We start from the raw sequence: 25,911 nt of genomic DNA on the forward strand, positions 1-25,911 counted from the left end.
TGCGTCATTCCTCGCGCCCGAGGCTGCGCGCGGCCTTCTGCAAGGCGACCTTCTGCGCACGCCGCTCCGCGCGATGCGTGCGCAAGTGGCGGCCTGCCTTCTGGTTCGCCTCGCCGCGCGCGATGGCAGCCAGCACGGGATTGCGAGGTGCCGCGCCCGGCACCGAAAAATAGAACCTGCCCAGACGCTTGCCGTCGTCGCGGGCCTTTCGTTGAGCACTCATGTGCGCACACTCCAAAAACAAAAAAGCCCCGGCGAATGGCTGCGCGGGGCCTTTGTCGATGGGCCTCGGCGGATGCATGGATGCACCTCCGGCCGGGGCGGTCGGTGTGCGGGTCAGGGGTTCAGGAAACGGTTCATTGAGTGAGTTGCCGCCCGGGAGGTTGGTCGTCGCCGGGCGCGAATAAAAAAACTGTTGCTGAAAAAGGAAGGGCGGATTCTGGCGAGCCCGCGTGCGGCGCGCAAGTGATGCGTGCGCCGATGTGGCGCAAAGCACACGCGAATCCAAACGCGTCCCCGCCCCGTATAGGTCTGGAGCGCATCGCGCCTCCGAGCTGCCGGCGGTTTCCACAGCTGTCTTCCAGAACATTCTTACCAGGAGTCCTCAATGAAAAAACTCGTGATCGCCATCGGCGTTTCGGTCCTGCTCGGCGCTTGCGCGGGCGGCATGGGCATGAGCGGCAGCGGCGCCACCACGCCCAACCCCATGGTGGGCGGTGCCGCGATGTTCCCGACGAAGGACATCGTCGACAACGCGGTGAATTCGAAGGACCACACCACGCTGGTCGCCGCGGTAAAGGCCGCGGACCTCGTGGGCACGCTCAAGAGCCCCGGCCCGTTCACCGTGTTCGCGCCGACGAACGCGGCCTTCTCGGCATTGCCGGCCGGCACGGTCGACACGCTGCTCAAGGCGGAGAACAAGCCCACGCTCACGAAGGTGCTGACCTACCACGTGGTGCCCGGCAAGATGGACGGCGCCGCGCTCATGAGCGCCATCAAGGCGGGCGGCGGCAAGGCCACGCTGAAGACCGCGAGCGGCGGCACGCTGACCGCCACGATGAGCGGCAGCAATGTGATGGTGAGCGACGCCAAGGGCGGCACGGCAACGGTGACCATTGCCAACGTCTACCAGTCGAACGGCGTCATCCACGTGGTCGACAAGGTGCTGCTGCCGGGTTGATTTCTCGCAGCAGGCGTGCGCGGCGCGCCTCTTCAGGTGCGCTGCGCCGCCTCTGCTTCTTCGCGCAGCCATTGCGCGAATTCCTGCGCGTCGGGGTTGCCCGCCGCGCGCCGAGAGGCTTCGATGAAGTAGCCGCGGTGCGAGGCGGCGCCTTCGCCGAGCGGTGCCACGAGCCGGCCGTCACGCACCAGCTCGCGCAGCAACGGCAGCCGGCCGATCACCACGCCCTGCCCCGCCACCGCGGCAGCCACCGCATCGGCATATTGCGTGAAGCGCAGCGTGCTCTTCATGCGCAGCTCGTCGAGCCCCATGACCTTGAGCCAGGGTTCCCAATCGGTCGTGGGGGCCTCGCTGTGGTCGGGGTAGTCCACCGTCAGCAGCGTGAGCTTCGAAAAATCCGACGGCTCGCGCAGCGATGCGGCCAACTGCGGCGAGCACAGCGGGATCACCGATTCCTCGAACAGCGCCGGGCCGATGCCGCGGCCGATCGGCACGAAGCGCACAGCAAGGTCGATGCGGCTGCTCTCCAGGTCGAGCACCTCGAGTGTGGCCGACACGCGCACATCGACCTGCGGATGGCTGCCAGTGAAGCGCGCCAGTTTCGGAATGAGCCAGAGCGATGCGAAGCCGGGCGTGCTGGTGATCGCCACCTGCCGCGGCGCGGAGTTCGCGCGCACGCGCGCCGTGGCATCACGCAGGCGCTCCAGGCTGTCGTTCACGGCGCGCTGCATCACGCCGCCCGCCTCGGTGAGCGCCAGCGCGCGGTGCCGGCGCTCGAACAGCAGCACGCCCAGGCTGGCTTCGAGCTGCTGGATCTGGCGGCTGACCGCCGACTGCGTGAGGTGCAGCTCGCTGGCCGCCAGCGTGAAGCTGAGCCGGCGCGCGGCGGCCTCGAAACTGCGCAGCAGTTCCAGCGGCGGGAGCTCGCCACCAGCGGCACTAAGGGTTTTCGCATTCTCCGGATGCATGCAACGAGTTCCAAATTACCGCGTGCAAGAGCGGAATCAACTCACTATATTCATTCGTATCACGAATGCAATGGAGCTTGCCATGAGCACCCCACACCTTTCTTCCCGCTTTCATGTCAGTCTGCCGACCCGTTCGATTTTTGCCGTTCCCGACGGCGCCGGCGTGGGCATCGAATGCCGCAGCGGCTCGGTCTGGGTCACGCTCGACCACGACCCGCGCGACATCGTGCTCGCGCCGGGCGAGCGATTCGAAGGCACCGAACACCGCCGCGTGCTGGTCTCGGCGCTGCAGGCTTCGTGCATCACCGTCTCCGACGCGCAGCCCGCCGCCATGCCGCTCCCGGCGCCGGTGCGCCGCCGGTCGCCTTGGCGACTGCCTTCTCTCGGGTTGTCCCCGGCTTGACCTGAGCGCCCCCGGCATCGAACCTCGATGCCATGGACCTTCCAGGCATTGAACGCCGCCGTCGTGACGGGCGGCTTTTTTGCGTTGGGCACCCGGTTCCCACTGTTTTCTTTTCGAGAAGGACATGACCATGGCAGAGGCATACATCGTGGCCGCGGCACGCACGGCCGGCGGCCGGCGCGGCGGCAAGCTGGCGGGCTGGCACCCGGCCGACCTGGCGGCGCAGGTGATCGACGCACTGGTGGCCAGGAGCGGCATCGATCCAGCAGCGGTGGAGGACGTGATCCTCGGCTGCGTGAGCCAGGTGGGCGAGCAGGCGACCAACATCGCGCGCAACGCGGTGCTGGCGTCGAAGCTGCCCGAATCGGTGCCGGGCACCTCGGTCGACCGGCAGTGCGGCTCGTCGCAGCAGGCGCTGCACTTCGCGGCGCAGGCCGTGATGTCGGGCAGCATGGACGCGGTGATTGCGGGAGGCGTCGAGAGCATGACGCGCGTGCCGATGTTCACGCCCAACGCGCTGCCGGCCAAGGCAGGCCTGGGCACCTACATGAGCCCCGCCATGAAGAAACGCTACCCGGGCGTGGAGTTCAGCCAGTTCACGGGCGCCGAGATGATCGCGAAGAACTACGGCATCGAGAAGGAAGAGCTCGACCGCTATGCGCTCGAAAGCCATCGCCGCGCCATGGCCGCGAGCCGCGAGGGGGCCTTCAACGACGAAATCGTGCCCATCGAGATCCTGCTGGCCGACGGCACGGGCAGCGGCGAACGGCACACGGTGGATGAAGGCATACGCTTCGACGCCACGCTGGAGGGCATCGCGGGCGTGAAGCTGATCGCCGAAGGCGGGCGCTGCACCGCAGCCACCGCGAGCCAGATCTGCGATGGCGCGAGCGGCGTGCTGGTGGTGAACGAACGCGGCCTGAAGGCACTGGGCGTGAAACCGCTCGCGCGCATCCACCACATGAGCGTGATGGGGCACGACCCGGTGATCATGCTGGAGGCCCCGCTGCCCGCGACGCAGCGCGCATTGGAGAAGGCCGGCATGCGCATCCAGGACATCGACCTCTATGAAGTGAACGAGGCCTTCGCGCCCATCCCCATCGCCTGGCTGCAAGCGCTCGACGCCGACCCGGCACGGCTCAACGTGAACGGCGGCGCGATTGCGCTCGGCCATCCGCTGGGCGCCTCGGGCACCAAGCTCATGACCACGCTGATTCATGCGCTCGGCCGGCGTGGCAAGCGCTACGGGCTACAGACGATGTGCGAAGGCGGTGGCATGGCCAACGTCACCATCGTGGAAAGGCTCGGATGACCGCGCCGCAACCCTACGTGCTCTACGAGTTGGCCGACGGCATTGCCACGCTCACGCTGAACCTGCCCGCCAAACTGAACCCGATCGCGCGCGAACTGCAGATCGAACTGCGCGACACGCTGGAGCGCATCCGCGACGACCGCGCGGTGCGCGCCGTGATCCTGACCGGCGCCGGCAAGGCGTTTTGCGTGGGCGCCGACCTCAGTGCCATGACACCCGCCGAAGAGGGAAAGTCGCTCGGCGACCAGACGGCCGAATGGATGCAATCGCTCAGCAACCCGCTGATCGAAACGCTGCGTACGCTGCCCGTGCCGGTGGTGGCCGCGGTCAACGGCGCCGCGGCGGGTGCGGGTGTGGGATTGGCGCTGGCGGCCGACGTGACGATTGCGGCGCGCAGTGCCTACTTCTACCTGCCCTTCTTGCCCAAGCTCGGCATCGTGCCGGACCTGGGCTGCACCTGGGCCATTCCGCGGCGCGCCGGCAAGGCGCGCGCGATGGGCATGGCGCTGCTCGACGAGCGCCTGAGCGCGGGACGCGCGGTGCAGTGGGGCCTGATCTGGGCTTGCGCCGACGACGAACAGCTGCTCGAGGAAGCACGCGTGGTTGCGCAGCGTCTCGCACGCCTGCCTGCGCATGCGGTGGTCGAGGCGCGCGAGGCCTTCGAAGCCGCCGAGCGGCACACCCTGGCCGAACAGCTGCACTACGAAAGCGAACGCCAGCGCGAGCTGATCGACCGCCCCAGCTTCCGCGAAGGCGTGAGCGCCTTCCTGCAGAAGCGCGCTCCAACGTTCCCCGGGCGTTGAGGCAGCCATGATCGAACGCACGCTTTTCAGCGCCGATCACGAAGCCTTTCGCGACAGCTTCCGCCGCTTCATGGACAAGGAGATCGCGCCGTTTCATGAGGCATGGGAAGACCAAGGCTACGTGGACCGCGCCGTGTGGTCCAAGGCCGGCGAGAACGGTTTTCTCTGCATGGCGTTGCCCGAGGCATACGGCGGCGCGGGCGCCGACCTGCTGTATTCGGTGATCCAGTTCGAAGAGCTCTGGGCCCGCGGCTTCACGGGCATTGGCTTCGGGCTGCACAGCGAAATCGTGGCGCCGTACATCCTGCGCTACGGCACCGAAGCGCAGAAGCAGCACTACCTGCCCAGGCTTGCGAGCGGCGAGATGGTGGGCGCCATTGCGATGAGCGAGCCCGGCGCGGGCAGCGACTTGCAGGCGGTCAAGACCAGCGCCACCCGGCAGCCTGACGGCAGCTACCTGCTCAACGGCAGCAAGACCTTCATCACCAACGGCTGGCACGCCGACTTGGTGATCGTGGTGGCCAAGACCGACCCGGCCGCGGGCGCGAAGGGCACCAGCCTGTTCCTCGTCGAGCGCGGCATACCGGGGTTCGAAAAGGGCAAGCGGCTCAAGAAGCTGGGGCTGAAGGCGCAGGACACCTCCGAACTGTTCTTCAACGACGTGCGGCTGCCGGCCGACGCACTGCTCGGCGATGCCGCGCAACTGAACCGCGGCTTCGTCTGCCTGATGGAGCAGTTGCCCTGGGAGCGGCTGCAGATCGCCATCAGCGCGGTGGCCGCATCGCAGGCCGCCATCGACCAGACCGTGGCCTATGTGAAAGACCGCAAGGTGTTCGGCCAGCCGGTGGGCAACTACCAGAACACGCGCTACACGCTGGCCGAACTGCAGACCGAGGTGCAGGTGGCGCAGGTCTTCGTGGACAAGTGCATCGAACTGCTGATGGCCGAGAAGCTCGATACCGCCACCGCCAGCATGGCCAAGTACTGGACCACCGACCTGCAGTGCAAGGTGATGGACGAATGCGTGCAATTGCACGGCGGCTACGGTTTCATGTGGGAGTACCCGATCACGCGCGCGTACGCCGATGCGCGGGTGCAGCGCATCTATGGCGGCACCAACGAGATCATGAAGGAAGTGATCACGCGCGCGATGGGCCTCGGCGGGCGCTGAAACCGGCCACTGGCGTCTGACTTGAGGCTGCGGGAGAATGGCCGCATGCCCATCCTCAACGCCTTCTACGCCCAGTCGGGCGGCGTCACCTCGGTCATCAATGCGTCGGCCTGCGGCGTGATCGAGACGGCACGAAAACACCCGGACCGCATCGGCAAGCTCTACGCGGGGCGCAACGGCATCATCGGCGCGCTGACCGAAGAGCTGATCGACACCGGCGCCGAGCCGGCCGAAGCGATTGCGGCGCTGCGCACCACGCCCTCGGGCGCCTTCGGATCGTGCCGCTACAAGCTCAAGTCGCTCGAGAAGAACCGGCGCGAGTACGAGCGGCTCATCGAGGTGTTCAAGGCACACGGCATCGGCTACTTCTTCTACAACGGCGGCGGCGATTCGGCCGATACCTGCTTCAAGGTGAGCCAGCTGTCGCAGTCGCTCGGCTATCCGCTGCAGGCCATCCATGTGCCCAAGACCATCGACAACGACCTGCCACTGACCGATTGCTGCCCCGGCTTCGGCTCTGTGGCCAAGTACGTGGCGGTGTCGACGCTGGAAGCCTCGTTCGACGTGCGTTCGATGGCGGCCACTTCCACCAAGGTGTTCGTGCTCGAGGTCATGGGCCGGCATGCGGGCTGGATTGCCGCGGCGGGCGGGCTGGCGGCGGACCACGGCATTCCGGTGGTGGTGCTGTTCCCCGAGATCGAGTTCGACAAGGCGCGCTTTCTCGCGCGGGTCGACGAGCTGGTGAAGCAGCACGGCTACTGCTCGGTGGTGGTGTCCGAAGGCTGCCACTACCCGGACGGCACCTTCCTGGCCGAGCAAGGCACGCGCGACGCTTTCGGCCATGCGCAGCTCGGCGGCGCCGCGCCGGTGGTGGCGCAGATGGTCAAGGACGCGCTGGGCCACAAGTTCCACTGGGCCGTGGCCGACTACCTGCAGCGCGCGGCCCGGCACATTGCCTCGGCCACCGATGTGCGGCAGGCCTACGAACTCGGGCAGCGCGCGGTCGAACTCGCGCTCGAAGGCCGCAACGCGGTGATGCCGACCATCGAGCGCACTTCCGATGCGCCCTACACCTACCGCATCGGCAGCGCGCCGCTCGAGGCGGTGGCGAATGTCGAAAAGCCGATGCCGCGCGATTTCATTTCGGACGACGGCTACGGCATTACCGACAAATGCAGGCTCTACCTGCTGCCGCTGATCGAGGGCGAGGACTATCCCGCGTATCGCAACGGCCTGCCGGTGTACGCCACGCTGCGCAATGTCGCCGTGGCAAAGAAGCTTCCGGCGTTCGAGCTCGCCCGATGACCACGGCATCCGTGCTCGAATCGCTCGACGCAACGCGTTGCCCGGTGTGCGGCGAGCAGAACCGCTGCGCCATCGAAGTTGCACGCGAAACCGGTGAGCCGCAACCGCCTTGCTGGTGCATGGCGGCGGACTTTCGCAAGGCGCCGTTGGCGGCAGTGCCGCAAGAAATGCGGGGCAAGGCTTGCATTTGCGCCCGCTGCGCCGCAGGCACGCCTGCCGATTCCTGAGAAGCCTTTGCTGGCCTTTTAGAACTGCGCTGCGTTCTGCTGCTGGCTTTGCGCCTGTGACTGCGCCGGTCCGGCGTCCGGCGCGGATGCGGGAGGCGGCGACTCCGGCGGCAGCGGCACACCCGGCGCAGCCGCTGTGGACGACGGCCGGTCGCGCTGCTCGGTGATCACGCAATGGATGAACTGCAGCTTGCCCACGGCGCTGCGCGGCAGCACGAAGGGGTAGTAGTCGGGCTGCCCCATGCTGCGCGAGAGCTCGTTGAGCACGTTGGTCAGCAGCACCCAGCCGTTCAGAAAGTCCAGGAACTTGGCGGCGCCGGGATGCTCCGGCCGCCACAGGTCGTCGGTGTCGAACAAGTCGCTCGCGAGCTCGACGTTGGTGGCGTCGACGCCGAAGCTCATCGCCGTGTCGGTGGTGTCGGCCATGTGCAGGTAGTGCGCCCAGGTCTCGGCCCAGTCTTCCCATGGGTGCATGCTCGCGTAGCTGCTGACGAAGCGGTTCGACCAGTCGGGCGGCGGCCCTTGTTCGTAGTGCCGCTGGAGCGCCGCGGTGTAGTCGGCGCGCTCGTCGCCGAAGAGCGCGCGGAACTCGTCGAGCCACCGCGTGGGCTGCACCAGCAGGTCCCAGTAGTAGTGGCCGATCTCGTGGCGGAAATGACCGAGCAGCGTCCGGTAGGGCTCGCGCATCTCGGCACGGATGCGCTCGCGCACGGCGTCTTCGGCCTCTTCCGCGTTGAGAGTGATCACGCCGTGTTCATGGCCGGTCATCACATGCGGGCTGCCCGGCATGTTGCTGAGAAAGTCGAACGCCAGGCCGTGCGCCGGATCGGCGTGGCGGCTCACCACCGGCAGCCCGAGCGCCAGCAGCTGCGAGATGAGCCGGCGCTTCGCATGCTCGAGCTTGCGCCAGAGCTCGCCGTTGCTTTCCACCGAAAGGTCTGGAATGGTGCGGTTGACGCTGCATGCCAGGCAGTAGCCGGGCGCGAGGCCGTCGGTGTTGAACGACGGCTCGTCGCCCTCGCGCGGGGCCGGCACCATCCAGTTGCAGCTGGCGGCGGTCATGAGGTTGGCGCAGCGGCGGTACCTTTTGCCATCCGGGTTGCCGAACACGGTGAAGGTGTCGGGCTCGGCGCGCTCGCCCTCGGCTTCACCTTCAGGCGGGTCTTGGACAGGTGCCAGGGGCACGACGCCCAGGCGGTCGATCACGTACCCGAGCGGCGTGCCGCAGGCCAGGCACTGGCTGTTGCGCAGGAACACCGGCCGGCCGCATTGGCAGCGATAGGCGCGGCTGACGGTGGGCGCGGCCAGTTCGGCCGCAAGGTTGGGGGCCGCCTGCGGGGTCTGCGGATCGGCTGCACCGGCCAAGTCGCCGCTTTGATCGCCGGGATGCACGGCAGGTTGATCGGATAAGGGGGCCATGTTGTTTTTTGTTTTCTCGAAAGCAGTGCGGGACAGCACGTGCATTGTGCGGCCGTCGCATCGGCGCCCCCTCGCGCAAAGACCGATATGCTTGTAGGACGACGGACCCGCATCGAACGCCGGGCCGCAGCCTCATGATGCCCACTCCCCCGCCCGAAGCCGCACCGCCCGCCCCGCCCTCCCTCGGCACGATGCGCGAGCGCCATGGCCCGCGCTACCGCTGGTACCTGCTGCTCTCGGTGATGGTGGGAACGATGGCGTCGATCATGTCCTCGACCATCGTCAACGTGGCGATCCCCGGCATGAGCCATCACTTCGCGCTGGGCCAGGAGCGCGCGCAATGGGTGAGCTCGGGCTTCATGGTGGCCATGACCGTTTCAATGCTGACCACGCCCTGGCTGCTGTCGCGCTACGGCTACCGGCGCACCTACGTCGGCACCATGGCGCTGCTGCTCGCGGGCGGCGTCGCGGGCGGGCTGGCGAACAACTTCACGCTGGTGCTGCTGGCGCGCGTGGCCGAAGGGCTCGCGGCGGGCGTGGTGCAGCCCATTCCGGCCATCATCATCCTGCGGGCCTTCGAGCCCCACGAGCAGGGGCGCGCCAGCGGCATCTTCGGCATGGGCGTGGTGCTGGCGCCGGCCATCGGCCCGAGCATCGGCGGCGTGCTGGTCGACTTGTTCGGCTGGCGCTCGATCTTCTTCATGGTGGTGCCGTTCTGCCTGGCCTCGCTCTGGCTGGCCTACAAGTTCGTGCCCACCACGGCGCCCGGCGGCGTGGCGGCCACGCGCGGCAGCGGTCTCGACTGGCGCGGCCTGGCGCTGGGCACGGCCGGCACGCTGTGCCTCTTGAACGGGCTGGTCGAACTGCGCGGCGACTCGCCCGTCGAAGCCGTCCTGCTGCTGGCCGGCGCGCTGGCGGCCTTCACGGCTTTCATCTGGTGGCAGCGGCGGTTCGCGGCCTCGGGCGGCACGCCGCTGATGAACCTCGCGCTGTTCCAGTACCGGCAGTTCGCCATGGGCAGCGTGGTCGCCTTCATTTATGGCACGGCGCTGTTCGGCTCCACCTACCTGCTGCCGGTGTACATGCAAGTGGGGCTGAAGCTGTCGGCCTCGCATGTGGGCACCATCCTGCTGCCGGCGGGCATCGTGCTGGCCGTGACCATTGCCGGTGTCGGCCGGCTGGCCGACCGGCAGCCGACCTGGCTGCTGGTGAGCATCGGGCTGGCGCTGCTGGCGACTTCCTTCGCGCTGATGATGGTTCTGAGGCTCGACAGCGCGCTGTGGCTGCTGGTGGCGTTCGCCATCATCGGGCGCATCGGGCTGGGCTTCATCCTGCCCTCGCTCAACCTGGGCTCGATGCGGCCACTGGCCAAGCTGCTGATTCCGCAAGGCGCCAGCGCCATCAACTTCCTGCGCATGCTGGGCGGGGCGGCCGGCGTGAGCCTGTGCGCCATCGTGCTCGAGTGGCGCCTGGCCGCGCACGGCGATTCGCTTTCCAATGCTACGAGCAGCCCCGCGCGGCTCGCGGCCTTCGACGACGTGTTCCTGATGCTGGCCGCGCTGTGCGCGATTGCCATCTGCGCGGCTTGGCAGTTGCGCCAACCCCCGCAGCAAGGGTAAGCACTTAGTAATACTTAAGCACCCATCGCTTTTAATTGTTAGTATTTGTTAACTAACGGGATGGGTGTCTTTATGCAACGCAGAAGTTTTGTCGCCTCGACGGCGGTCTTTGCCGCGGGCCTGGCCCGTCTTTCGTCCGCGCAGGCCGCCGAAGCGGGCGTCACGGACACCGAGATCCTGCTCGGCAGCTCGGCCGTCCTGAGCGGGCCGCTCGGCTCGCAGATCAAGGTCGTGCACAACGGCGCCGCACTGGCTTTCGATTCCGTCAACGAACAGGGCGGCGTGGGCGGGCGCAAGATCAAGCTGGTGGCGCTCGACGACGAGCTGAAGCCCGAAAAAGCCCTCGAAAACTACGGCAAGCTGCTGAACGACCATCGCGTGTTCGCATTCTTCGGCTGCGTGGGTTCGGGCACCACCTCGGCCGCGGCCAAGCTGCTGCAGCAAAGCGGCGCGCCCAGCGTGGGCGGCTACGGCGTCGGCGACAGCGCGCGCGAACGCGTGGCGGGTTCGGCCTATTTCGTGCGGGCCAGCAATTCGCGTGAAGCACAAGCCCTGGTCGAGCACCTGTCGACCATTGGGGTGAACAAGATCGCGATCGCCCACCTGGACAACCCCGGCGGCGCCGAGGCGGTGAAGCTGATCGAGGCGGCCATGGCCACCCACAAGCAGACGCCGACCGCGATCGTCGCGGTGAAGGGCGACGGCTCGACCTCCGCCGCCGCCGGCAAGGCGCTTGCCGACAGCCAGCCCCAGGCCGTTCTGATGTACCTGGCCGGCACGGTGACCGGCGAAGTGATCAAGGCCATGTATGCCGCCGGCAGCAAGCCGATGTTCTACGGCATGTCGGTCGTCTCGGGCGAAGTCACGGCCAAGGTGGTTCCGCTGCAAGCCGGCGGGCTCGCCATTTCGCAGGTCACGCCCTATCCCTGGGGCGAGGTGGAGGTCGTGACGCGCGACTATCGCCGGCTGGCCGAACGTGCGCAGGTGCCGGTGGGCTACGGCAGCTTCGAGGGCTACCTGAACGGGCTGGTGATGATCGAGGCGCTCAAGCGCACCGGCCGCGACCTGACGCGCGCGCGCCTGCATGCCACGCTGCGCGCACTCAAGCTGCGCCTGGCCGGCATGGACATCGACTTTTCGACCGGCGCCACCACCGGTTCGCGCTTCATCGAAATGGTGCGCGTCACGCCCGAAGGCCGCTTCGTGCGCTGAACGGGCGACCGGGTTCACCGGGCAGCCGGCGCTCGCGCTTTAATAGCGCCATGTGCCAACTGCTCGGAATGAACTGCAACACGCCCACGGACGTGACCTTCAGCTTTACGGGCTTTGCCCAGCGCGGCGGCCGCACCGACCACCATGCCGACGGCTGGGGCATCGCTTTCTTCGAGGACCGGGGGCTCCGGCACTTCGTCGATCACATGCCGGCGAGCGAATCGCCGGTGGCCGAGCTGATCCGGCGCTACCCGATCCAGAGCCGCAACGTCATTGCGCACATCCGCAAGGCGACGCAGGGCGCCATCAACCTGCAGAACTGCCACCCCTTCGTGCGCGAGCTGTGGGGCCGCTACTGGGTGTTTGCCCACAACGGCGACCTGAAGGACTTTCGCCCGCGCCTGCATGGCAACTTCCACCCGGTAGGCGACACCGACAGCGAGCATGCCTTCTGCTGGTTGATGCAGGAGCTGGCCAAGTCGCATGCGGGCGTGCCGAGCATCGAAGAGCTCACGCTCACGCTGCGAGAACTGGCGCCGCAGCTCGCGGGCCACGGCACCTTCAACTTCATGCTCTCGAACGGCCAGGCGCTTTGGGCCCACGCCTCGACGAACCTCTGGTACGTGGAGCGCCGCCACCCTTTCGTGACCGCGCAGCTGTCGGACGAGGACCTCGAGATCGACTTTGCGCAGCACACCACGCCCAACGACCGCGTGGCGGTGGTGGTGACCACGCCGCTCACCACCAACGAGACGTGGACACCTTTTGCGCCCGGCGAACTGCATGTGTTCGTGGACGGGCAGCTGGCGCAGCGCTGAAACCGGGCCGCCTACGACGCGGCAATGGTTTCCTTGACGAAGTCGGCGTATGTCCGCAGCGGCCGCCCGAGAATGGCCTGCAGGCGATCGGCCGTGCCCTCCGCACCGCGCATGCCGAACTTCTGAATCCCGGCCATCATCAGGCGCATGTCGTACGCGAGCCAGGACGGCGCCGAGGTGGCCATCTGCGCTTCGAAGGCCGCCACGTCGTCTCCGCCGTAAGCCACTTCGCGGCCGAGCGCGGCACTCCAGGTCTTGGCCACCGACTCGCCAGTCAACAGCTCGGGCCCGACCAGCTCCAGCGTGATGCGCGGCAAAGGCGCGGGCGCGCGATCGCGGCGCAGCAGTTCGAAGGCGGCGGTGCCCGCGATGTCCCGCGCATCGATCATCGCGACGCCCGCCGAGCCGATCGGCATCGGGTAGACGCCGTAGCCCTGGATCACCTGCTGGACCATGCGCTCGTTCTGCATGAAGTAGGCCGGCCGCAGGATGGTCGCCGGGATGTCGAGGCTCTCGATCATCCGTTCGACCGTGTGCTTGCCAGTGAAGTGCGGCACGTCGGTGAACTTGTCCGCATGGATGACCGACAGGTAGACCACGCGCTCGATGCCGGCCTCGCGCGCCAGGTTCAGCGCAACAAGGGCTTGGGTCACTTCGTCGGGCGTGACGGCATTCAGCAGAAACAGCGTGCGTACCGACGAAAGCGCCGCGCGCATGGAGGGCACGTCGGTCAGGTCGCCGACGACCTCCTTGACGCCGGCCGGAAAGCTCTGCTTTCCAGGTGTGCGAACGAATGCGCTGACTTGGGCACCGGCCGCGGCCAGGCCTTGGACGACGAGGGAACCGATGGTGCCGGTGGCACCGGTGACGAGAATGCTCATGGAAATCTCCAGGGGGTTGAGGGAAAACGGGTTGAAAGGGGCAAGGAGTGGCGAGGTCGGTCAGCGCGAGAAGTCCGCGACGGCCTTGCCGATGCGGGGGCCGGTGCGATTGCGTTCGATGGCCGCGGGGATGTCGTCGAAGCCCATGACTTCGCCGAGCTTCGAGATCAGCGTGCCTTGGGCGATCTCCGCCGCCACCTGCTCCAGCAGGGCGGTGTCCGGCTTGTTCACGAACCACAGTCCGCGGCGGCCGGGGGGCGTGCGTGCCAGGATGTCGGGCGAGGACGTGCCGACGATTGCGCCGTCCTTCGCCAGCACCTGCCATGAGCGATCGAGCACGTCGCCGCCGACGTAGTCGAGCACCAGGTCGATGTCGCGCGCCACCGATTCGAAGCGTTCGGTCCGGTAGTCGATGACGTGGTCCGCACCCAGGCTGCGAACGTATTCGAGCTGCGCGGTCGAGGCCGTGGCGAAGACTTCGGCGCCTGCCTGCTTGGCGTACTGCACGGCATAGCCGCCCAGCCCGCCCGCTGCGCCGTGGATCAGGATTCGCTGGCCTGCGGCGATGGGACCCGCCTGGTGCAAGCTCTGCCAGCCTGCCACGGCCGCCACAGGCACGCCGGCCGCGTGCACGTCGTCGAGGCCGTGCGGCGTGCGCACCAGGTTCGCCTCGTCGACTGCCACGAAGTCGGCATAGGCGCCCAGGCCGCCCAGCGGCCCCATGACGCGATCGCCGACGCGAAAGCGCGAGGCGCCCGGGCCGACCGCCTCGACGACACCCGCGAGTTCGATGCCCAGCACGGCGGGCAGTTGAAGCGGGAAGGCGTCTCGGACGAAGCCTTCACGAACTTTCCAGTCGATGCCGTTCACGCCGGCAGCCCGAACGCGGACCAGGACCTGGCCCGGTCCAGCTGCGGGCCTGGCGATTTCGGCGATCTCGGCGGCGGCAACACCGCCATAGGCGCGGATCAGCACTGCGCGTTGCGTGGTGGTCATTTCAATTTCCTCATTCGAAGTTGCGATGAGGAGAAGATAGGTTGTTGCACACACAAAACGAAGACGCGAAAATGAAGACACCTTGTCTCAAATTTGGAACACATGGACCTGAACGCATTGACCGACTTCGCGCTCGTCGCCACCCACGGAGGGCTCGGAAAGGCAAGCCGCGCGAGCGGGAGATCGAAGGCCACCTTGTCGCGGCGCATCGCGGAGCTGGAAGAGCAGCTCGGCGTGCGGCTCATCGAGCGCAGCGCCCGCGGGCTCAAGCTCACGGAAGCCGGCCAGCTGCTGATGGACCGCACCGAAGGGCCGATGCACGAGGTGGCTGACGCCATGACATCCGCGCGCGAAGGCTTGTCGGTACCGCGCGGACGCTTGCGCATCGCCTCGCCGGTGCTGTTCTCCCAGCTGGCGATGGGCCGCATCTCGGCCGAGTTCTGCGCGGCCTACCCCGAGGTCACATGCGAGGTGGTGGCGGACGATCGCCTGGTCGACCTCGTCGAGGAGCAGTTCGATGCCGCAATCCGGATCAATCCGAGTCCGGACAGCAGCCTCGTGGGCCGGTGCTTCGCCAAGGACCGGCTGGTGGTCGTGGCCGCGCCCTCTGTGCCCATGCCAACGCCAGGCAAGATCAGCCCAGTTCCCGGCATCGTTTCAACAAACTTCCAACCCACGAATTGGACGCTCGACGATGGACGCCTGGTTTTGGAGCCGATCCCGAGGCTGAGACTTTCCTCGTTCCTGATGATCCGCGACGCTGCGGTCGCCGGCGCCGGCGTCGCGCTGATGCCGCAATCCATCGCATGGAACCAGCTGACGCGCGGAGAACTGGTTCAGTGGGGCCTGGTGTCGGGCGTGGAGCCCGCGCTCTGGGTCCTGCATACATCCAGGCGACTTCCCGCGCCGAAGGTTCGGGCGTTCGTCGATTTCATGTGCGGGCAATATCCGCAGGGGTCGCTCGTACTGAACGGTTAGTAGACCGTTCGGTCACCAGACCTACCGGCGATGCGGTTCATCAAGCCCATCGGCGAGCGCTACAGCGCCGCAGCGCTGATCAGACACCAGAGCTTCCACACGGGGCTCACTCTCCGTTCACCAGAGACACGCCGTCCACCGGCTCGCCCATCCATTTCGCAATGTCCGCGCCCAACCCCTGAATCACTGCGTCCATTGCGCTGCATTCGGTGGTCTCCGCAGTGATCTCAGAGTATCGGGTGTGAACTTGGCGCAGGCCTTTGAATTGCGCAGCCGGCAGTCCCGGTCGTTCAAGCACCGCATGGGCGACCACGATCGTGGGGCCGCCGGCGCTGGCGGTCACCGTGTCCATGATTTCGATCTTCAGCAAAGGGGCGGCCTTCCTGCCGGAGTCCCGTACGGGGAGCACAGCTTCATACCGCGCTTTCAACTGATCTTGAAGCGCCAGACGCAACAGGTCCGGCACGCCGCACGCGTCATCGGATTCAGACATCTGGCGGCCTTGGTAATACCCGTACACGACCGGCGGCAGTATCACCGTGGCGTAGGCAGCAGGCGCGGGTGGCATTGGCTCAGGCGGCTGGGAATTGCGTGAGCCGCACGCAGCCAGACTTGAGCTCACCGCTATCGCGATGCACGTAGTGCGCACGAATTGTCTTGCTGTCATTGAACGGGAAAGAGCTGAAAAATTCAACCATTCTCTGGCTTTGACGTGGGCGGCATTGGAGGCGGGGGAAGCCTCTCCCAGAGCATGTCCGCTCAACGAAGGGGGCTGGGGCACGTCCTCCGGTCGCCTCCTCGCGAAGCTCGGCGTGTTGGAGGTACGGCCGGAATCCTGACGCGTTTTGTTACGATGCCCGCGCAGGTGGGCGATTTTTGCAGCACCGACTCCCTACCGGGCCAACCGCCCGGCCAAAACAAGACTAAAGGAATATATTACATGCAGGCCATCAATTATAAAATGGAATACTCGATTCTCGAGTGCGTTTTCGGGCTTATTGGCCCGGCAATTATCATTGCTGCAATTTTTTATCCGATTGCCGACCTGAAAATAGGAACCCTGCATCTTCATCTGCCGACAGGCGTGGCCAATGGCGCGCTCATTTTGATGGGGGCTTATGTCTCGTATCTCACGGTTGCAATGCTTTTCAAGAAGCGCGCGGCCAATAGCCAGGGAGCGAGCATTGTTCTCGATGAAAAGAGCATGTCCTTCACGACCGTCAAGAAATTTTCCGGCGTATTGACCACTGTGAATTATGACGCGATCGACAAAATCACCGTCACGGATATTCCGGAAACCCAAACCTCGAGCGCAGAGAAGACAATAGAAATCAGTTCGCCGTCGATGGGAACCAAAAAGCATGAGTTCGATGCCATTCACATGGCGAAAGACTCGGACTTCGATACGCTGGTGAGTGCACTCAAGCTTCGCGCCGTCAACGCCGCCTTCAAACAAATATAGTCCATGGGATTTTTGAAGAAATTATTCCAGATAGTTTCTGGAAAAAAATACAGGAATTGCCCCAGTGGGCCGGCGCTGGATCCGGTCGCGCAGCGAGCACTTAAAGCTGGGCTTATCAACTCCGAGCAGATCATGGCGTACTGCGACAGCTACACAACCGGGCTGTCCAATGATGCTCTCGTCGAGGGGCTCGGCTCGAACTGGTGTATAGGCTCGCCTCAGGAAGCTGCTGAAACTCTGGAGTCACTCGGGCGCTACGGCCACCGCTTTTTTTACGACATTGTTTTTCGGGTTTACAGCGATGGTGCTTCAGGAGAGGGGCGCCAAGAGGTTCTCGATGCATTGGTAGCCAGCGGCCGATACGGCTCCCCGGAAACGGTGCGCATGCAGGTGGCCGCACAGGAGCCGAGCGAGGAAAAGGAACTCGTTTTCTCGGCTCTGGAGAGCGCGATGGAGATGCTGGAGAATCTGCGATCCGTGTTTCGCCTTCTCGAAGACAAAGTCAATGGCTCGTATCTCCCAAAGGATTACAGCGCTGGAATACTGGCCTGGGATCTCGGCCGCCTCGTCACTGTTGCAAGGATGTCACTGGACTGCAAATACATTGGGCAGGATGAGTTAAACCGCATTCTTGCGCATGTCGACGGAGAACTGGGCTCGCATTTTTCCTCTTGGCCGCAGTTTGCAAAGAGCTACATCATCGGGCGGGCCAGTTGGGCAGGTCAGAATATGACGCTAGGTGGAATTATCGGCATCGCCGAAGATCTCATGACTGATGAAAAGAGCCCCTGGGTGCTGTCTCCCCTGTGAGTTATTGGGCAGCCGCGGCGGTCATTACGGATCTTCGTTGCTGCCGGCCGTTGACGTAGGGGGCCCGGGCGCGCGAATGACCGATTCGCAGCGTTGCCGGCATTCAGGCACTTCTTTACGGCGGTGCGAGACAGGCCTGGGCTGCTGACAACTTTCCTCCGACACTTTTCCACAACAGCGCAAGAAAGTACCGAAACCGCGCGGCCTGCTATCGAATAATAACGGTTCTCATTTGTATTTCAGATCGAACCGCCCATGTCCGTTGCTCCGTTTCTTCGCCTTCGCCCGACCGTGGCCGCCTCGCTGCTCGCCCTTCACGCCGCAGCAGCCCTTGCCCAGAGCACCGCGGCCGAACCCGCTGCCGCCACGCCGGCCGCCGCCTCTGGCGGCACGCTGGCCACCGTGACCGTCGAGGCCAGCGCCGATGCCTCGGCCGAGGGCCTGACCAAGCCTTATGCCGGTGGCCAGGTGGCGCGCGGCGGGCGGGCCGGCATTCTGGGCAACCAGGACGTGATGGACACGCCCTTCTCGATCACCAGCTACACCAACGAACTGATCCAGGACCAGCAGGCGCAGAGCGTGGCCGACGTGCTGCGCAACGACCCCTCGGTGCGGCAGGCGCGCGGCTTCGGCAATTTCCAGGAGCTGTACATGGTGCGAGGCTTCCCCGTGTACTCGGACGACATCTCGTACAACGGCCTCTACGGCATGCTGCCGCGCCAGTACATCGCTTCGGAATTCTTCGAGCGCGTGGAAGTCTTCCGCGGCGCCAACACCTTCCTGAACGGCGCGGCGCCGGGCGGAAGCGGCATCGGCGGCGCGATCAACCTCCTGCCCAAGCGGGCGCCGGGCGAGCCGCTCACGCGCGTCGGCTTCGGTGTGCAAACGGGCGGCCAGGGCTTCGTCTCGGCCGACATCGCACGCCGCTTCGGCCCCGACCAGAGCACGGGCATCCGCCTCAATGCCGCGCGCCGCGACGGCGGCACCGGCATCGACAACGAGAAGCGCGAACTGAGCGCGCTGGGCCTGGGCTTCGACTGGCGCAACCGCAACGTCCGGATCTCGGCCGACCTCGGCTACCAGGGCCACCAGCTCGATGGTGGCCGCCCGAACGTGACGCCGGCCGGCGACCTGCCGATTCCGCGCGCACCCGACGCCAAGCGCAACTATGCACAGCCCTGGACCTACTCGAACGAACGCGACACCTTCGCCACCGTGCGCGGCGAAGTCGACATCACCGACAACCTGACCGCCTGGGCGGCGGGCGGCATGCGCCGCAGCAGCGAGGCGAATGCGCTGGCCACCCTGACGCTGAGCGACGCCTTCAGCAACAGCCTCTCTTCGCGCTTCGACAATGCGCGCAAGGACCGGATCGCCACCGGCGAGATCGGCCTGCGCGCAAAGTTCGCGACCGGGCCGGTGCGGCACACGCTCACCGCCTCGGCCGCGCGCTACGACGCCGAGGAGCGCAACGCCTATGCCATGTCGGGCAGCGTGATTGCTTCCAACCTTTACGCGCCCACCGCGTCGTTCGCGCCACCGGCCAATCTCTTCACGGGCGGCAGGCTGGACAGCCCGCTTCGCGTGGGCGACGTCAAGACCGGCAGCTTCGCCATTGCGGACACCTTGTCTTTTGCGGAGGACCGCGTGCTCGTCACCCTCGGCGCGCGGCGCCAGTCGATCGAGCAGATCAGCTACGACTACAACACCGGCGCCGAGACCAGCCGCTACGACAAGTCGAAGACCACGCCGGTGGCCGGCATCGTGTTCAAGGCCACGCCGAACCTCTCGCTCTATGCGAACTACATCGAGGGGCTGACCAAGGGCGACGTGGCGCCGACCTCCACCTCCGGCGGGCAGCGCGTCGTCAACGCCGGCCAGGTGCTCGCGCCCTACGCGTCGAAGCAGAAGGAAATCGGCATCAAGTACGACGGCGGCAATCTCGGCGGCGGCATCGCGTTCTTCACCACCGGTCAGCCGCTGCCTTATGTCCAGAACCAGACCTACGGCACCTACGGCGAGCAGCGCAACCGGGGCCTCGAGTTCTCGGTGTACGGCGAGCCCATGAAGGGCCTGCGCCTGCTCGGCGGCCTGACGCTGCTCGACGCCGAACAGCGCCGCACGCCGGGCGGTGCGACCGACGGCCGCGACGCGATCGGGGTGCCGAAGACGCAGTTCAATCTCGGCGCCGAATGGGATGTGCCGGGCGTGCGCGGCCTGGCGCTCAATGCACGCCTGATGCACACCTCGAAGCAATACGCCAACGCGGCCAACACGCAGGTCGTGCCCTCGTGGAACCGTGTCGACATCGGCGCGCGCTACCTGGTCGACATCGGCAACGGGCGGCTGCTGACGCTGCGCGGGCGTATCGACAACCTGTTCAACAAATCGTATTGGGCGTCGGCGGGCGGCTTCCCGGGATCGAACTACCTCGTGCAGGGCGCACCGCGCACCTTCGTGGTCAGCGGCACGATCGATTTCTGACGGCGCGGCCGGCCGATGCCGGGCCGGCCTGCCTCAGCGGGCCGGCGCTGCGAGGTGCGCTTCGAGCGCATCGACGAACATCGCCGGCACGTCGAAACCGGTCTGCTCGGTGATCTCCTGAAAGCAGGTCGGGCTGGTCACGTTGATCTCGGTCACGGAGTCGCCGATCACGTCGAGCCCGATCAAGAGCAGCCCGCGCGGCGCGAGCACGCGGCCGATGGCCTCGGCGATCTCGCGGTTGCGCGGTGTGAGCGGCTGCGCCACGCCCTTGCCGCCGGCCGCCAGGTTGCCGCGCACCTCGGTGCCTTGCGGAATGCGCGCCAGCACGAAGGGCGCCGGTTCGCCTGCGATGATCAGGATGCGCTTGTCGCCCTGCACGACCTCCGGCACGAAGCGCTGCACCATGATGGTTTCGGCGCCGTCCTTGTTGAGCGTCTCGACGATGGAGCCGAGGTTCAGCGCATCCTGCTTCACGCGGAAGATGCCCATGCCGCCCATGCCGTCGAGCGGCTTCAGGATGATGTCGCCGTGCTCGGCATGGAAGTCGCGCACGGCCTGCGCGCTGCGGGTGACCAGCGTGGGCGTGACGAACTGCGGAAACTCCATGATCGCGAGCTTCTCGGGATGGTCGCGCAGCGCGCGCGGCGTGTTCACCACGCGCGCGCCTTCGCGCTCGGCCTGTTCGAGCAGGTGCGTGGCGTAGATGTACTCGGCATCGAACGGCGGGTCCTTGCGCATCAGCACCGCGTCGAAGTCCTTCAGCGCCTTCGATTCGCGGATGTCCTCGCGGTACCAGGCCTTGCTGTCTCCGGTGAGCGTGATCTGCTGCACGTTGGCCGTGACCCGTCCGCCGGACACCCACTGGATGTCCTGCGGCAGGCAGGCTGCAATGCGATAGCCGCGGCGCTGCGCCTCGCGCATCATCGAGAAGGTGGTGTCCTTGTAGATCTTGAAATGATCGAGCGGGTCGGCGACGAAGAGGATGTTTTTCATCAGGGAGTCTTTCCGGCGCCGGGTGCGGCCGCCATGTTGCTGCTGTCTGGCGCGATGTTGCCGGAAGCGGCGATGTCCTTGCCGGTGGAGGCCTTTGTCTTCGTGCGCCCGGCCTGCTGCACCGCGAGTGCCAGCGCGCCGGCCACCACGCCCCAGAAGGCCGAGCCGATGCCGAGGATGGCCACGCCCGAGAGCGTGACCAGGAAGGTGATGACCGCGGCCTCGCGGTGCGGCTCGTCGCGCACCGCGCCAGCCAGTCCGCTGCCGATGGTGCCCAGCAGTGCCAGGCCGGCAATGGCGGCCACCAGCTCCTTCGGAAACGCCGTGAGCAGCCCGGTGACCGCCGCGCCGAAGAACGCGATCACCACGTAGATGGCGCCGCAGCTTGCGGCCGCCGTGTAGCGCCGAGTCGGGTCTTCATGCGCCTCGCGGCCCATGCAGATGGCGGCGCTGATCGCGCCCAGGTTCAGCGCAAAGGCACCGAAGGGCGCGAGCACCAGCGTCGCAAGCCCGGTGATCGTGATGAGCTTGCTGACCGGCAGATCGCCGTAGCCGGCCGCGCGGATCGTCGCCACGCCCGGCAGGTTCTGCGAGGCCATGGTGACGATGAAAAGCGGCAGGGCCAGGCTCACGATGGCCTGCCAGCTGAACACCGGCATGGTGAACACCGGCCATGTGAGCGAGAACTGCACCGCCGCCCCGCTCAGCTCACCGCGTGCCGCCACGAAGGCCACGGCGGCCAGCAGCGTGAGAGGCACCGCATAGCGCGGCAGCATCCGCTTCGCGACCAGGTAGACGCCGAGCATCAGCAGCACCAGCGGCAACGCTGTTTTCGCCGCGCTGAATGCATCGAGCCCGAAGCGCGCGAGCACACCCGCGAGCAGGGCCGAAGCGATGGCCATCGGAATCCTGTTCATCACACGCTCGAACCACCCCGTGGCCCCCGCGAGCACGATCAGCGCGGCGCAGACGATGAAGGCGCCTACCGCCTCGCCCATGCCATAGGTGCCGGCCGCCACGGCCAGCACGGCGGCGCCCGGCGTGCTCCAGGCGATCATCACCGGCTTGCGCCACCACAGAGACAGCACGATGGATGGCAGGCCCATCCCGATGCCCAGCGCCCACATCCACGAGGCCGCGATCTCGGGCGTGGCGCCGAAAGCCTGCGCGGCCTGGAACACGATGGCCACCGAACTCGTGAAGCCCACGAGCACCGCGACGAAGCCCGCCGTGAAGGCGGAAAGGCTCAGATCCTTGAAGAAACGCATCGGGCGATTGTGCCGGGGCCGCGGAGTTCCAGCGCCGCCGATTCGGCGCAGGAATTGCTACGACATCGTCATCCCCCCGCCATGCACCGCATGGCCTCCTGCTGGAGAACCCCATGGACCTGCTTGCTTCGCCCGACGCGCCCACATCGCCTGGCCCTGCCACACCCGCCGAAATCGTCGATGAATTCCTTCGCCTGGTGATGATTCCGGACCCGGATTCGGCGTCTCGCTTCACCGCCTCCGGCATCCGCATCCGCTTCACCGGCAACCGCGCCATGCAGGCACCCGGCGACACCTCGGCCTTCAATGCGAAGCGCTATGCCTGGGTGAAGAAGAAGATCGAACACACCGAAACCGTGGCCGGCGGCACGCCCGTCGAAACGGTGGTCTACAGCCTCGGCACGCTCTACGGCGCCTGGCCCGACGGCACGGCCTTCGAAGGCAACCGCTATGTCGACCGCTACGTGGTGAGCCGCGGGCTCATCGTGCAGATGGACGTGTGGAACGACAGCGCCGAATGGCTGCTGGTGCGCGCCGGGCTGGCGGTACTGTGAGGCTCTGCATATGACGGCACGCTGGCCCGAACTGCTGCCCTCGCACGGCCGCTTCGGCTACAGCCCGATCACGCGGCGGCCCGGCTACGCGTGGCCGAACGGGGCGCGGCTGGCCGTGTACCTCGGCTTCAACATCGAGCACTTTGCGTTCGGCGACGGGCTGGGCGCCTGCATCGGCCCGGCCTCGCCGCAGCCCGACGTACTGAATCACGGCTGGCGCGAATACGGCAACCGCGTGGGCGCGTGGCGCTGCCTCGAACTGTTCGACACATTGGCGCTGCCCACCGGTGCGCTCATCAATACGGCGCTCTACGACCATTGCCCGGAGTTGGTGCAAGCCTGCGTGGCGCGCGGCGACGAACTCATCGGCCACGGCCACAGCAACGCGGAACGCCAGGGCGGCTGGGACGAAGCGCACGAGCGCGCGCTGCTGGTGCGCTGCCGCGAGCGCATGCTGCGGGAGAGCGGCCAGTCGCCCGCCGGATGGCTGTCGCCGTGGATTTCGGAAAGCGCCGTGACGCCCGATCTGCTGGCCGAAACCGGCTACGGCTACACGCTCAACTGGTGCCACGACGACCAGCCGGTGCGCATGCGCACGCGCGGCGGCGGCTCGATCTGGTCGGTGCCCTATCCGCAGGAGCTCAACGACATTCCGATGATCGTGGGCCGCTTGATGGATGCCAAGGACTTCAGCGCGATGATCGTCGACAACTTCGACGAAATGCTCGGCCAGTCGCGCGCACAGCCGCTGGTGATGGGGCTTGCGCTGCATCCGTACATCGTGGGTCAGCCATACCGGTTGCGCCATTTGCGAACGGCGCTGGCGCACCTGGCGCGTGCACGCGACCGCGGGGAGATCTGGTTCACCACCCCGGGCGCGATCGCTTCGCACATGCAGCAACTCGCCGCCGATCGCCCCGCGGACTTCGCATGAGCAGCGCCGCCGGAACCCTCAGAAGGCGTGAAGGAACCGTCGCGAGCGCCCCGAGCTCGCGTCGAGGACCGGAACCGTACTTGCGTACGGTGAGGACCGCAGATGCGAGATCGGGGCGCGCAGCAGGTTCATTCACGTCTTCTCAGATCTCGATCTTCGAGCCCAGCTCCACCACCGCATTGTTCGGCAGCCCCAGGAACGCGGCGGCACCGCTCGCGTTGTGGTGCAGCTGCGCGAACAGCTTCTCGCGCCACGGCGCCATGCCGCTGCCCAGCGTGGGAATGACGACGTCGCGCGAGAGGAAATAGCTCGTCGCCATCGGCTCGAGTTGACAACCGCGCAGGCGCGCGTGATCGAGCGCGCGCGGCAGGTCGACGTCGTTCTTGAAGCCGTAGTGCACGATGACCTGCCAGCAATGGTGGCCGAGCGCATCGATCTCGATGCGCTTGTCCATCGGGATCCAGGGCACCTCGTGGTTGCGCACCGTGACGAACATGTTCTGTTCGTGCAGCACCTTGTTGTGCTTCAGGTTGTGCAGCAGCGCGTTGGGCACCACGCCGGGCTCGGCGGTAAGGAACACCGCCGTGCCTTCCACGCGCGCGGGCGGGCTTTCGAACACGGAGTCCAGAAAGGCCTTCAGCTCGATCGCGTCGGCGCGCTGCACCTCGCCCATCAGGCGGCGGCCTTCCTTCCACGTGATCATCAAGGTGAACACGGCGCCGCCGATCACCAGCGGGAACCAGCCGCCCTCGAACAGCTTGAGCAGGTTCGACGCGAAGAACAGGAAGTCGACCACGAAGAAGACCGCGGTCGATGCGATGCACAGTGCCAGCGGCAGCTTCCATGCATAGCGGATCACGAAGAAGGTCAGCACCGTGGTGATGAGCATGTCGGTGGTCACCGCGATGCCGTAGGCCGCGGCCAGGCTGCTCGACGAACGGAACATCACGACCGCGAGCACGATGGCCGCGAACAGGCCCCAGTTGACCAGCGGAATGTAGATTTGCCCCGCCGTGCGCACGCTCGTGTGCTCGATGTTCAGGCGCGGCAGGTAGCCGAGCTGGATGACCTGGCGCGTGACGCTGAAAGCGCCGGTGATGAGCGCCTGGGACGCGATGACCGTGGCCGCCGTGGCCAGCAGCACCAGAGGAATGAGCGCCCACTCGGGCGCCATCATGAAGAAGGGGTTCTTCACGGCCTCGGGGTTCTCGAGCAGCAGTGCGCCCTGGCCGAAGTAGTTCAGCGTCAATGCCGGCATCACGACCGTGAACCACGCCACGCGGATCGGCCGCTTGCCGAAGTGGCCCAGGTCGGCGTAGAGCGCTTCGGCGCCTGTCACGCACAGCACCGTGGCCCCCAGCAGGATGAAGGCCGTGCCCGGGTTGTCCCACATGAACTTGAGCGCGAACCACGGGTTCAGCGACTTGAGGATTTCGGGGTGGTGAATGATCTGCGACACGCCGAGCACCGCAATGGCCAGGAACCACACCAGCGTGATCGGTCCGAAGAACTTGCCGATGCCCGCCGTGCCGCGCTTTTGCACCACGAAGAGGCAGAACAGCACCACCAGGGTGACCGGTATCACATAGTGCTTGAAGTGGGGCGACACCACTTCGAGGCCTTCGACCGCGGAAAGCACCGAAATGGCGGGCGTGATGACGCCATCGCCATAGAAGAGCGACGTGCCGAAGATGCCCACCAGCAGCAGCACGTTGCGCAGCTTGGGCTTGTCGGCCACCGCGCGCGACGCCAGCGCGAGCATGGCGACCAGGCCGCCCTCGCCTTCGTTGTCGGCACGCAGCACCAGCACCACGTACTTGATCGACACGATGACGGTGAGCGTCCAGAAGAACATCGACAGGATGCCGTAGACGTTCTCGATGGTGAAAGGCAGGTGGCCGTGGCCGAACACTTCCTTGACGGCGTACAGCACGCTGGTGCCGATGTCGCCGTAGACGACACCGACGGCGCCGATGATCAGGGCGGCGGAAGAAGAGGCTTTGGGAGGTGACACGAAGTCGATGGGAAAAAAGGCAGGCTGCAAGCGCGTAACCGGAGGTCACACGCACCGAAATGCTGCCGCGGTGGAATTATTTCCGGCCGCCGCGCGCATC

25 protein-coding genes are annotated in these 25,911 nt (G+C 66.4%); 16 read left to right on the forward strand and 9 right to left on the reverse strand.

All coding sequences use genetic code 11. The features are described 5' to 3' along the window. Positions 1-4: 4 nt before the first annotated feature. Positions 5-223, reverse strand: a complete 219-nt coding sequence (locus QFZ42_RS23140) for a hypothetical protein (RefSeq protein WP_307703210.1) — start codon at positions 221-223, stop codon at positions 5-7. Positions 224-667: 444 nt separating this feature from the next. Between QFZ42_RS23140 and QFZ42_RS23145 the strand changes: the two genes are divergently transcribed. After that, positions 668-1,180: a fasciclin domain-containing protein gene (locus QFZ42_RS23145; protein ID WP_307704293.1), complete on the forward strand. Its 513-nt coding sequence runs from the start codon at positions 668-670 to the stop codon at positions 1,178-1,180. A gap of 32 nt (positions 1,181-1,212) precedes the next feature. On the opposite strand, the gene QFZ42_RS23150 is transcribed toward QFZ42_RS23145, so the two are convergent. Further along, positions 1,213-2,148 (reverse strand): LysR substrate-binding domain-containing protein, encoded by a 936-nt coding sequence (locus QFZ42_RS23150; protein WP_307703211.1) that lies wholly within the window; start codon positions 2,146-2,148, stop codon positions 1,213-1,215. 82 nt (positions 2,149-2,230) lie between these two features. On the opposite strand from QFZ42_RS23150, the gene QFZ42_RS23155 reads away from it, so the two are divergent. The 6 genes from QFZ42_RS23155 to QFZ42_RS23180 all read left to right on the forward strand — a co-directional run bounded on the left by QFZ42_RS23155 (position 2,231) and on the right by QFZ42_RS23180 (position 7,369). After that, positions 2,231-2,551 (forward strand): DUF2917 domain-containing protein, encoded by a 321-nt coding sequence (locus QFZ42_RS23155; protein ID WP_307703212.1) that lies wholly within the window; start codon positions 2,231-2,233, stop codon positions 2,549-2,551. Positions 2,552-2,681: 130 nt separating this feature from the next. Further along, positions 2,682-3,863 (forward strand): acetyl-CoA C-acetyltransferase, encoded by a 1,182-nt coding sequence (locus QFZ42_RS23160; RefSeq protein WP_307703213.1) that lies wholly within the window; start codon positions 2,682-2,684, stop codon positions 3,861-3,863. Further along, positions 3,860-4,666, forward strand: a complete 807-nt coding sequence (locus tag QFZ42_RS23165) for an enoyl-CoA hydratase-related protein (RefSeq protein ID WP_307703214.1) — start codon at positions 3,860-3,862, stop codon at positions 4,664-4,666. Before QFZ42_RS23160 ends, QFZ42_RS23165 begins: the two co-directional genes overlap by 4 nt. A 7-nt stretch (positions 4,667-4,673) precedes the next feature. Beyond that, a complete protein-coding gene (locus tag QFZ42_RS23170; RefSeq protein ID WP_307703215.1) occupies positions 4,674-5,837 on the forward strand; it encodes an acyl-CoA dehydrogenase family protein in 1,164 nt (387 codons plus the stop codon). 45 nt (positions 5,838-5,882) lie between these two features. Beyond that, positions 5,883-7,142: a 6-phosphofructokinase gene (locus QFZ42_RS23175; protein WP_307703216.1), complete on the forward strand. Its 1,260-nt coding sequence runs from the start codon at positions 5,883-5,885 to the stop codon at positions 7,140-7,142. Beyond that, on the forward strand, positions 7,139-7,369 hold the full coding sequence (locus tag QFZ42_RS23180; protein WP_307703217.1) for a cysteine-rich CWC family protein: 231 nt from the start codon (positions 7,139-7,141) through the stop codon (positions 7,367-7,369). Before QFZ42_RS23175 ends, QFZ42_RS23180 begins: the two co-directional genes overlap by 4 nt. Before the next feature lie 18 nt (positions 7,370-7,387). On the opposite strand, the gene QFZ42_RS23185 is transcribed toward QFZ42_RS23180, so the two are convergent. After that, positions 7,388-8,788, reverse strand: coding sequence for a zinc-binding metallopeptidase family protein (locus QFZ42_RS23185; RefSeq protein ID WP_307703218.1), 1,401 nt, complete (start codon positions 8,786-8,788; stop codon positions 7,388-7,390). Positions 8,789-8,925: 137 nt separating this feature from the next. Here QFZ42_RS23185 and QFZ42_RS23190 point away from each other — a divergent pair, with 137 nt between their 5' ends. From QFZ42_RS23190 to QFZ42_RS23200, 3 genes are all read left to right on the forward strand, one after another. Next, positions 8,926-10,407: an MFS transporter gene (locus QFZ42_RS23190; RefSeq protein WP_373423406.1), complete on the forward strand. Its 1,482-nt coding sequence runs from the start codon at positions 8,926-8,928 to the stop codon at positions 10,405-10,407. Between the two features lie 72 nt (positions 10,408-10,479). Continuing rightward, positions 10,480-11,619, forward strand: coding sequence for an ABC transporter substrate-binding protein (locus tag QFZ42_RS23195; protein WP_307703220.1), 1,140 nt, complete (start codon positions 10,480-10,482; stop codon positions 11,617-11,619). A 50-nt stretch (positions 11,620-11,669) separates the two neighbouring features. Continuing rightward, positions 11,670-12,437: a class II glutamine amidotransferase gene (locus QFZ42_RS23200; RefSeq protein WP_307703221.1), complete on the forward strand. Its 768-nt coding sequence runs from the start codon at positions 11,670-11,672 to the stop codon at positions 12,435-12,437. An 11-nt stretch (positions 12,438-12,448) separates the two neighbouring features. On the opposite strand, the gene QFZ42_RS23205 is transcribed toward QFZ42_RS23200, so the two are convergent. Continuing rightward, positions 12,449-13,318: an NmrA/HSCARG family protein gene (locus tag QFZ42_RS23205; RefSeq protein ID WP_307703222.1), complete on the reverse strand. Its 870-nt coding sequence runs from the start codon at positions 13,316-13,318 to the stop codon at positions 12,449-12,451. 60 nt (positions 13,319-13,378) lie between these two features. Continuing rightward, positions 13,379-14,314: an NADP-dependent oxidoreductase gene (locus QFZ42_RS23210; protein ID WP_307703223.1), complete on the reverse strand. Its 936-nt coding sequence runs from the start codon at positions 14,312-14,314 to the stop codon at positions 13,379-13,381. A gap of 102 nt (positions 14,315-14,416) precedes the next feature. On the opposite strand from QFZ42_RS23210, the gene QFZ42_RS23215 reads away from it, so the two are divergent. Beyond that, the gene (locus tag QFZ42_RS23215) at positions 14,417-15,292 is read left to right on the forward strand and encodes a LysR family transcriptional regulator (RefSeq protein WP_307703224.1); all 876 of its coding nucleotides are present in this window, start codon (positions 14,417-14,419) and stop codon (positions 15,290-15,292) included. Positions 15,293-15,398: 106 nt separating this feature from the next. On the opposite strand, the gene QFZ42_RS23220 is transcribed toward QFZ42_RS23215, so the two are convergent. Beyond that, on the reverse strand, positions 15,399-15,785 hold the full coding sequence (locus tag QFZ42_RS23220) for a hypothetical protein (protein ID WP_307703225.1): 387 nt from the start codon (positions 15,783-15,785) through the stop codon (positions 15,399-15,401). A 447-nt stretch (positions 15,786-16,232) separates the two neighbouring features. Between QFZ42_RS23220 and QFZ42_RS23225 the strand changes: the two genes are divergently transcribed. From QFZ42_RS23225 to QFZ42_RS23235, 3 genes are all read left to right on the forward strand, one after another. Continuing rightward, complete coding sequence (locus QFZ42_RS23225; protein WP_307703226.1) at positions 16,233-16,754, forward strand: hypothetical protein; 522 nt, start codon at positions 16,233-16,235, stop codon at positions 16,752-16,754. A gap of 3 nt (positions 16,755-16,757) precedes the next feature. After that, a complete protein-coding gene (locus QFZ42_RS23230) occupies positions 16,758-17,564 on the forward strand; it encodes a DUF1266 domain-containing protein (protein WP_307703227.1) in 807 nt (268 codons plus the stop codon). Between the two features lie 255 nt (positions 17,565-17,819). Continuing rightward, entirely contained in the window at positions 17,820-20,048 is a 2,229-nt protein-coding gene (locus QFZ42_RS23235; protein WP_307703228.1) for a TonB-dependent receptor, read from the forward strand. A 33-nt stretch (positions 20,049-20,081) separates the two neighbouring features. Here QFZ42_RS23235 and gshB read toward each other — a convergent pair whose 3' ends face one another. Next, a complete protein-coding gene (gshB, locus tag QFZ42_RS23240; protein ID WP_307703229.1) occupies positions 20,082-21,041 on the reverse strand; it encodes a glutathione synthase in 960 nt (319 codons plus the stop codon). Continuing rightward, positions 21,041-22,309 (reverse strand): benzoate/H(+) symporter BenE family transporter, encoded by a 1,269-nt coding sequence (locus tag QFZ42_RS23245; RefSeq protein WP_307703230.1) that lies wholly within the window; start codon positions 22,307-22,309, stop codon positions 21,041-21,043. Before QFZ42_RS23245 ends, gshB begins: the two co-directional genes overlap by 1 nt. Before the next feature lie 113 nt (positions 22,310-22,422). On the opposite strand from QFZ42_RS23245, the gene QFZ42_RS23250 reads away from it, so the two are divergent. Both QFZ42_RS23250 and QFZ42_RS23255 read left to right on the forward strand, forming a co-directional pair. Beyond that, a complete protein-coding gene (locus tag QFZ42_RS23250) occupies positions 22,423-22,863 on the forward strand; it encodes a nuclear transport factor 2 family protein (RefSeq protein ID WP_307703231.1) in 441 nt (146 codons plus the stop codon). Positions 22,864-22,873: 10 nt separating this feature from the next. Next, positions 22,874-23,797, forward strand: coding sequence for a polysaccharide deacetylase family protein (locus QFZ42_RS23255; RefSeq protein WP_307703232.1), 924 nt, complete (start codon positions 22,874-22,876; stop codon positions 23,795-23,797). A 142-nt stretch (positions 23,798-23,939) separates the two neighbouring features. Here the strand turns inward: QFZ42_RS23255 and QFZ42_RS23260 are convergent, their stop codons facing one another. Then, positions 23,940-25,811: a potassium transporter Kup gene (locus QFZ42_RS23260; RefSeq protein WP_307703233.1), complete on the reverse strand. Its 1,872-nt coding sequence runs from the start codon at positions 25,809-25,811 to the stop codon at positions 23,940-23,942. Positions 25,812-25,911 lie beyond the last annotated feature (100 nt).

Origin of the sequence: Variovorax paradoxus, assembly GCF_030815855.1 — a bacterium.
GTDB lineage: Bacteria > Pseudomonadota > Gammaproteobacteria > Burkholderiales > Burkholderiaceae_C > Variovorax > Variovorax paradoxus_M.

What these genes read in the sequence shown, in the direction of transcription:
- QFZ42_RS23140 (WP_307703210.1), bottom strand. Translation starts at nt 223, where the DNA reads ATGAGTGCTCAACGAAAGGCCCGCGACGACGGCAAGCGTCTGGGCAGG.
- QFZ42_RS23145 (WP_307704293.1), top strand. Translation starts at nt 668, where the DNA reads ATGGGCATGAGCGGCAGCGGCGCCACCACGCCCAACCCCATGGTGGGC.
- QFZ42_RS23150 (WP_307703211.1), bottom strand. Translation starts at nt 2,148, where the DNA reads ATGCATCCGGAGAATGCGAAAACCCTTAGTGCCGCTGGTGGCGAGCTC.
- QFZ42_RS23155 (WP_307703212.1), top strand. Translation starts at nt 2,231, where the DNA reads ATGAGCACCCCACACCTTTCTTCCCGCTTTCATGTCAGTCTGCCGACC.
- QFZ42_RS23160 (WP_307703213.1), top strand. Translation starts at nt 2,682, where the DNA reads ATGGCAGAGGCATACATCGTGGCCGCGGCACGCACGGCCGGCGGCCGG.
- QFZ42_RS23165 (WP_307703214.1), top strand. Translation starts at nt 3,860, where the DNA reads ATGACCGCGCCGCAACCCTACGTGCTCTACGAGTTGGCCGACGGCATT.
- QFZ42_RS23170 (WP_307703215.1), top strand. Translation starts at nt 4,674, where the DNA reads ATGATCGAACGCACGCTTTTCAGCGCCGATCACGAAGCCTTTCGCGAC.
- QFZ42_RS23175 (WP_307703216.1), top strand. Translation starts at nt 5,883, where the DNA reads ATGCCCATCCTCAACGCCTTCTACGCCCAGTCGGGCGGCGTCACCTCG.
- QFZ42_RS23180 (WP_307703217.1), top strand. Translation starts at nt 7,139, where the DNA reads ATGACCACGGCATCCGTGCTCGAATCGCTCGACGCAACGCGTTGCCCG.
- QFZ42_RS23185 (WP_307703218.1), bottom strand. Translation starts at nt 8,788, where the DNA reads ATGGCCCCCTTATCCGATCAACCTGCCGTGCATCCCGGCGATCAAAGC.
- QFZ42_RS23190 (WP_373423406.1), top strand. Translation starts at nt 8,926, where the DNA reads ATGCCCACTCCCCCGCCCGAAGCCGCACCGCCCGCCCCGCCCTCCCTC.
- QFZ42_RS23195 (WP_307703220.1), top strand. Translation starts at nt 10,480, where the DNA reads ATGCAACGCAGAAGTTTTGTCGCCTCGACGGCGGTCTTTGCCGCGGGC.
- QFZ42_RS23200 (WP_307703221.1), top strand. Translation starts at nt 11,670, where the DNA reads ATGTGCCAACTGCTCGGAATGAACTGCAACACGCCCACGGACGTGACC.
- QFZ42_RS23205 (WP_307703222.1), bottom strand. Translation starts at nt 13,318, where the DNA reads ATGAGCATTCTCGTCACCGGTGCCACCGGCACCATCGGTTCCCTCGTC.
- QFZ42_RS23210 (WP_307703223.1), bottom strand. Translation starts at nt 14,314, where the DNA reads ATGACCACCACGCAACGCGCAGTGCTGATCCGCGCCTATGGCGGTGTT.
- QFZ42_RS23215 (WP_307703224.1), top strand. Translation starts at nt 14,417, where the DNA reads ATGGACCTGAACGCATTGACCGACTTCGCGCTCGTCGCCACCCACGGA.
- QFZ42_RS23220 (WP_307703225.1), bottom strand. Translation starts at nt 15,785, where the DNA reads ATGTCTGAATCCGATGACGCGTGCGGCGTGCCGGACCTGTTGCGTCTG.
- QFZ42_RS23225 (WP_307703226.1), top strand. Translation starts at nt 16,233, where the DNA reads ATGCAGGCCATCAATTATAAAATGGAATACTCGATTCTCGAGTGCGTT.
- QFZ42_RS23230 (WP_307703227.1), top strand. Translation starts at nt 16,758, where the DNA reads ATGGGATTTTTGAAGAAATTATTCCAGATAGTTTCTGGAAAAAAATAC.
- QFZ42_RS23235 (WP_307703228.1), top strand. Translation starts at nt 17,820, where the DNA reads ATGTCCGTTGCTCCGTTTCTTCGCCTTCGCCCGACCGTGGCCGCCTCG.
- gshB (WP_307703229.1), bottom strand. Translation starts at nt 21,041, where the DNA reads ATGAAAAACATCCTCTTCGTCGCCGACCCGCTCGATCATTTCAAGATC.
- QFZ42_RS23245 (WP_307703230.1), bottom strand. Translation starts at nt 22,309, where the DNA reads ATGCGTTTCTTCAAGGATCTGAGCCTTTCCGCCTTCACGGCGGGCTTC.
- QFZ42_RS23250 (WP_307703231.1), top strand. Translation starts at nt 22,423, where the DNA reads ATGGACCTGCTTGCTTCGCCCGACGCGCCCACATCGCCTGGCCCTGCC.
- QFZ42_RS23255 (WP_307703232.1), top strand. Translation starts at nt 22,874, where the DNA reads ATGACGGCACGCTGGCCCGAACTGCTGCCCTCGCACGGCCGCTTCGGC.